We start from the raw sequence: 6,000 nt of genomic DNA, 5'->3' as shown, positions 1-6,000 counted from the left end.
TTGTTGCTAAAATTATACGTTAAAACGGAAGTGCATTACATCACCATCTTTCAAAATATTCTTTACCTTCCACTCTTAGCTTCCTGCCTCTTTTACTTTGGCTTCTGAACCAAAATTAGAGAAATCTTCATAAGCAATAACTTCAGCGCGGATAAATCCTTTTTCAAAATCGGTATGAATAACTCCAGCTGCTTTTGGGGCAGTATCGCCAATGTTGATAGTCCAAGCTCTGACTTCTTTAACACCGGCAGTGAAGTAGGTTTGCTGTTTCAATAATTTATAAGCCGCACGAATTAAAACTGCCGAACCTGGTTCTTTTAAACCTAAATCTTCCAAAAACATTTGACGTTCTTCGTAGGTTTCTAATTCGGTGATATCCGCTTCTGTACCAACAGCCAAAACAATAACTTCGGCATTTTCATCTTTAACCAATTCGCGTACTTGGTCAACATATTTGTTTCCGGTAGCCGCCGAATCTTCATCAACATTACAAACGTATAAAACGGGTTTGGTTATTAATTGGAAATCTTCAAGCAAGGCTTCTTCATCTGCATTTTGAGGCTCAACTGTTCTGGCTGACTTTGCTTGTAAAAGATTTTCACGTATTCTGTCTAATAATGTTTTCTCTGTTTGTGCTTCTTTGTTTCCTGTTTTAGCAGCACGATTTACTTTTTCTAATCGTTTTTCGACGGTTTCTAAGTCTTTTAATTGTAATTCGATGTCGATAGTTTCTTTATCACGAATCGGATTTACATTACCATCAACGTGGATGATATTATCATTATCAAAACAACGCAACACATGAATAATTGCATTACATTCTCTGATGTTTGCTAAGAATTGATTTCCTAAACCTTCACCTTTACTTGCTCCTTTTACCAAACCTGCAATATCAACAATATCAACAGTTGCCATCTGAACGCGTTCGGGTTTTACCAATTCTTCTAAACGGTTTATTCTGGGATCAGGAACGTTTACTACACCAATATGGGCTCGATAGTACAAATGGAAATTGGCACTTTGAGCTTTAGCGTTTGACAAACAATTAAATAAAGTTGATTTTCCAACATTTGGCAATCCTACAATTCCTGCTTTCATTATGAATTTTGTTTTAAAAGTCTGCAAATATAGTTTATTATTTGCTTTTTAAAACCCTTATTCTCTAGTTTCCATTATAGAAATTATTGCTTGCTCATCAGCCGTTGCCGCTAAACCAGAAATATCCCAATAGTTAGTCAATATTGAGTTTTTTTTGTTGTAGAGTTTTTCTCTTTAAAAACTTCACTGTCTTTGTAAGTAAAACTGTGGTTGCTAAAATTGGTAGTTACAAAATAATTTTTAACTTCAATATTTGTTTTTGTTTTTTGTCAATTCTCTGAAAACCAATTTCTTCCTTAGAGCTTACTAAATAATAATTTGAGTTTTCTACTCTGTAAATAGTTTTGAATAACGACTTATAAATATTTTTAGAACCAACGGAAGTTCTATCCTTAGTATTAGCAATAGTTTTGGTGAAATAAAAGAACTAACTTCAATAATCATTTTCTTTTTTCTGTCATAAAGTATCGAAAAATCGTCACGCAATTCTTTTGTATTATCAACCGGAGTTACTAACATTAGATTATAGTCTTCATTTTTAGAATAGGCCTTTACCAAAAATCATATTCTTTTTTAGCACTTAATTCCAAAATAGGATTTAGGTATTTGAAATTATAATAGTTCTGCATTATATCATTTAAATTGTAACCTAAAACATCTGAACTAATTTCTTCATTTACTATTCCGTATGATCGGTTTTGCTCAACCAGAATATCGGTTTTAAAATTTTTGGAATTCCCAAACATTTGAAAGTTCATAAGCCCATCATTGAAATGCGAATTCACTCCGTTGAGTTTAAAGAATTCTCTTGAATAAACTTTTAATCGAGCTGGAATAGTTAATTTATTTATCGAATTTTCAACCAATGATTTTAGAATTTTTTGAGGATGTTCTTTTGTTATGATAATTTCTTCAAGACCCGTAATACTGTTTTTTAAGTAAAATGTATTTACTTTCTCTTTCAAAATAGTTGATCTCAATTTAATGGCATCATAAGAAGAATGGGTTATTTGTATATTGGAAACACCATTTAAAATAAAACTCACGGCTCCGTCAGCATTACTCAATAAAGTTTGTTTGGTTTTTGAAATATAAACAGTTGCATCTTCAATGGGTAGATTAGTATCGACATCCAATAACACAATCGATTTTTCGACGTTTTGAGACAAAACACCGACGCTTGAAACCAAGAATAAAAATGCAACTATCTTTTTCATATAACAATCTGGGCTAAAACAAATTTAACAAAAAAGTTTATATAGAGATGGAATTCTAAAATAGTTCCTTAAATTATTAAAAGCAATTATTACTTTTTGTTAAAATACTATATAAAAAATAGTAAATTGCAGCACTAATTTTAACCAAAATATTTATGAAAAAAATTACACTACTATTGTTAGTTGTGCCGTTTTCGACTGTTTTTGCTCAAAAAAGCACTAACGATACGAAATCAGACTCAACAAAAGTTCAAGAACTACAGGAAGTACAAATTGTAGGTTCAAGGAATGCGAAACGAACGGTGCTCAATTCTGCCGTGCCAATTGACATTATTAATATTAAAGAGGTGACTACCCAAAGTGGTAAAATCGAAATTAATGAATTGCTTCAGTATTTAGCACCATCGTTTAATGCCAACAAACAATCAGGTTCTGATGGAGCTGACCACGTTGATCCTGCTTCACTAAGAGGAATGGGACCTGATCAGACTTTAGTTTTGATTAATGGAAAAAGAAGACACCAATCTTCGTTGGTTAATTTATTTGGAACGCGTGGTCGCGGAAACACAGGGACCGATTTGAATTCTATTCCGGCCAGTGCTATCAAAAGAATTGAAATTCTTCGTGATGGTGCAGCGGCTCAATATGGTTCAGATGCTATTGCGGGTGTTATCAATATTGTATTAAATGACAATGTTGGCGAATTAAACGGTACTGTAACTACAGGAGTTTATAGAAATGATGCTCAAGGCGATTTTCTTCCTGGAACACCAAATACGCCAGGCTTTCAATTAGACCAAAATGGAAATGGTAATTCGTATGGAAAAGATAAAAATTATGACGGATTTTCATTAAAAGCCGGAGCAAACTACGGTATCAAAATCGGTAAAAACGGTGGATTTGCTAATTTTACGGGTGAATACCTTTCAAAAGACAAAACATTACGTCCGGGTTTTGATTTCAGAAAAGGTTTTGGAGAAGCGGAAATCAAGAGTTACAATTTAATGGCTAACATTCAAATTCCACTTTCCAAAGCAATTGACTTTTATGCTTTTGGTGGAAGAAATGACAGAAACACTGATGCTTATGCTTTTACCAGAAATGGTGGTGAAAGAGTTGTGGAATCAATTTATCCTGGTGGTTACACACCAAGAATTACTTCAAAAATAATTGATAATTCGGCTGCTTTTGGTTTCAAAGCCAAAGCCGGTGACTGGAAAATTGATTTAAGTAATGCTTATGGTAAAAATTCTTTTGATTACACAATTAAGGGAACTATAAATGCCAGTTTAGAAGCAGCTTCTCCAACACAGTTTGATGCTGGTGGGTTTAGCTTGAGCCAAAATACAACCAACTTAGACTTTTCCAGAAACTTTAAATCTGTATTAAATGGACTTAACTTTGCTTTTGGTGGTGAATATAGAATAGAACAATATGAAATTACTGCGGGTGAAGAAGGTTCGTACGCAACTTATGATACCAATGGAAATCCAATAACTAATCCATTAACACAATTTGCGCCTATTGATCCTATTTCAGGTAATCCAAGACCTGGAGGTTCTCAAGGTTTTCCTGGGTTTAGCCCACAAAATGAGGTGAATGAACAAAGAACAAGTACAGCAGCTTATGTTGACACGGAATTGGATGTTTCTGATGATTTTTTATTAGGAACAGCATTACGTTATGAAAACTATAGTGACTTCGGAAATACATTAAATCTTAAATTAGCTTACAAGCTTAAACTTAGTGAAAGTGTGAGTTTAAGAGGTTCATTCAGCACAGGGTTTAGAGCACCATCGTTGGCACAAATTTATTTCAACACCAGTTTTACAAACTTTAATGCTGGTGGCGCTACCGAAGTTTTATTAGCTGCCAATGGAAGTGCGGTAACGGAAGGTTTTGGAATTGACAAATTAAAAGAAGAAAAATCAAGAAATGGTTCTGTTGGTTTAACTGGTAAATTTGGTAAATTCTCTGCAACCGTTGATGGCTACTTAATTAATGTAAGCGACAGAATTGTACTTACAGGCTATTTTGACGCTACAGCTTTAAACTTAAATGTTGATTCCGCTCAATTCTTCGTAAATGGTGTTAGCACTGTAACTAAAGGTATTGATGTTGTTATGTCTTGGAAAAACACTTTTGGTAGTTCTAAAATTGGTGCTACTTTGATTGGAAACATTAATGATATGCAAGTTACTCACGTTAATAACGGAGCTTTAGATCAGGAAACCTTCTTTGGAGCACGTGAAATTGCTTTCTTAAAAGCATCAGCGCCAAACAGCAAGTTTGGTTTAAACTTAAATTATGAAAGAAAATGGTTTGATATCGGAGCTGCATTCACTCGTTTCAGTAAAGTAGTTTTGGTAGATTATGCAGGCTTAGATAATGTATATGATCCAAAAATCGTAACTGATTTAACAGTTGGTTTCCAAATCATCAAACAAGTAAAATTAAGTGTTGGAAGCAATAACTTATTTAACATCTATCCTACTAAACAAGATGAATCTGGTAATACAGAAGCTGGTGGATATTGGGATGCTGTTCAAATGGGCTTTAGTGGTGCTTATTATTACACCAGACTTAGTTTCAAGTTCTAAATTCATATTTAGATCATTTAAAAATCAAATCCTGAGCTAGCACTCAGGATTTTTTTATGTGAAATGTATAACTTAAAGGCAAAATCATATAACAGCCGGAATTCAGTTAGATACTACATTTGATGCATATCAATCATTAAATAATTGTTATTATGAAAACTATAATTGTGGGAGCTATTGCTATTTTATTTTCACTAAACATTCAGTCTCAAAACCAAAATAAAAAAACGGAGACGATAACCAAAACAACAACCGTTAAAGACGATAAAGGCGAACATGTAGTTGTTAAAAAAGAAGAAATAAAAGAAATTCAGAATATTAAACTCCAAGAGGTGCCTAGTGGAACATTAAATACAAATATACAGCCTACTCCAACTCAAGCCACAGTTACCACGAGTGTGAATGTAGATGGTCAGGAAAGAGTTGTAGATGTTGACCATTCTGCTTATTATTCTTATAATGGAGAAAAATATCAGGTCCTAGCCGATAACTCAGGTTACAAAGTTACCAATAATATGAGTGGAATCTCATTATTGAGAAGAACATCCAATAATAACTATATCTACAAAAACAAAGATAAAATTTCAGTAGGTCATTTTGATGCTGATGGCAACCTGATTTTGGAAACCTATGATGATAAAATGGATACGATTACCGTCGAAGTCTTTAATTTACAAAAATAACTTTTTGCCCTTTAACGAAAAAATCCTGAGCTACAAACTCAGGATTTTTTTTATTCATTGTGTAGAAATGATTGTCTGTTGAGTAACGTTTCCTCACTTTCAACATGATTATCATCGGGAATACAACAATCAACCGGACAGACAGCTGCGCATTGCGGTTCGTCATGAAAACCTTTACACTCGGTACATTTACCCGGAACGATATAATAAATATCATCAGATATTGGCGTTTGAGCTGCATCCGAATCAACTTCAGTACCATCTGGTAATATTACTTTTCCTTTAAGTTTGGTTCCGTCTTTATACCTCCAATCGTCTGCACCTTCATATATAGCTGTGTTTGGACATTCAGGTTCACAAGCACCGCAGTTTATACATTCATCTGTTATTATGATTGCCATC

Annotated in this window: 6 protein-coding genes; 2 read left to right on the top strand and 4 right to left on the bottom strand. The window is 33.7% G+C overall.

Translation table 11 applies throughout. The features are described 5' to 3' along the window. Nucleotides 1-75 precede the first annotated feature (75 nt). The 3 genes from ychF to QWY90_RS01075 form a co-directional block, all read right to left on the bottom strand. Entirely contained in the window at nt 76-1,098 is a 1,023-nt protein-coding gene (gene ychF / locus QWY90_RS01085) for a redox-regulated ATPase YchF (protein ID WP_439108574.1), read from the bottom strand. 327 nt (nt 1,099-1,425) lie between these two features. Next, entirely contained in the window at nt 1,426-1,656 is a 231-nt protein-coding gene (locus QWY90_RS01080; RefSeq protein ID WP_290283970.1) for a hypothetical protein, read from the bottom strand. Further along, nucleotides 1,650-2,315 (bottom strand): hypothetical protein, encoded by a 666-nt coding sequence (locus QWY90_RS01075; RefSeq protein WP_290283969.1) that lies wholly within the window; start codon nt 2,313-2,315, stop codon nt 1,650-1,652. The genes QWY90_RS01080 and QWY90_RS01075 overlap by 7 nt, the downstream gene beginning before the upstream one ends. A 155-nt stretch (nt 2,316-2,470) precedes the next feature. On the opposite strand from QWY90_RS01075, the gene QWY90_RS01070 reads away from it, so the two are divergent. After that, nucleotides 2,471-4,915: a TonB-dependent receptor plug domain-containing protein gene (locus QWY90_RS01070; RefSeq protein ID WP_290283956.1), complete on the top strand. Its 2,445-nt coding sequence runs from the start codon at nt 2,471-2,473 to the stop codon at nt 4,913-4,915. Between the two features lie 152 nt (nt 4,916-5,067). Further along, the gene (locus QWY90_RS01065) at nt 5,068-5,598 is read left to right on the top strand and encodes a hypothetical protein (RefSeq protein ID WP_290283957.1); all 531 of its coding nucleotides are present in this window, start codon (nt 5,068-5,070) and stop codon (nt 5,596-5,598) included. A gap of 50 nt (nt 5,599-5,648) precedes the next feature. On the opposite strand, the gene QWY90_RS01060 is transcribed toward QWY90_RS01065, so the two are convergent. Continuing rightward, a complete protein-coding gene (locus tag QWY90_RS01060; RefSeq protein ID WP_290283958.1) occupies nt 5,649-5,999 on the bottom strand; it encodes a 4Fe-4S dicluster domain-containing protein in 351 nt (116 codons plus the stop codon). Nucleotide 6,000: the final 1 nt, after the last annotated feature.

Source organism: Flavobacterium paronense, assembly GCF_030409795.1.
GTDB classification, from domain to species: domain Bacteria; phylum Bacteroidota; class Bacteroidia; order Flavobacteriales; family Flavobacteriaceae; genus Flavobacterium; species Flavobacterium paronense.
This window is presented reverse-complemented; position numbering and strand designations above follow the sequence as displayed.

Bases quoted from the DNA above. Each gene is read 5' to 3' on its own strand.
- QWY90_RS01070 (WP_290283956.1), top strand. From the start codon at position 2,471: ATGAAAAAAATTACACTACTATTGTTAGTTGTGCCGTTTTCGACTGTT.
- QWY90_RS01065 (WP_290283957.1), top strand. From the start codon at position 5,068: ATGAAAACTATAATTGTGGGAGCTATTGCTATTTTATTTTCACTAAAC.
- ychF (WP_439108574.1), bottom strand. From the start codon at position 1,098: ATGAAAGCAGGAATTGTAGGATTGCCAAATGTTGGAAAATCAACTTTA.
- QWY90_RS01075 (WP_290283969.1), bottom strand. From the start codon at position 2,315: ATGAAAAAGATAGTTGCATTTTTATTCTTGGTTTCAAGCGTCGGTGTT.
- QWY90_RS01060 (WP_290283958.1), bottom strand. From the start codon at position 5,999: ATGGCAATCATAATAACAGATGAATGTATAAACTGCGGTGCTTGTGAA.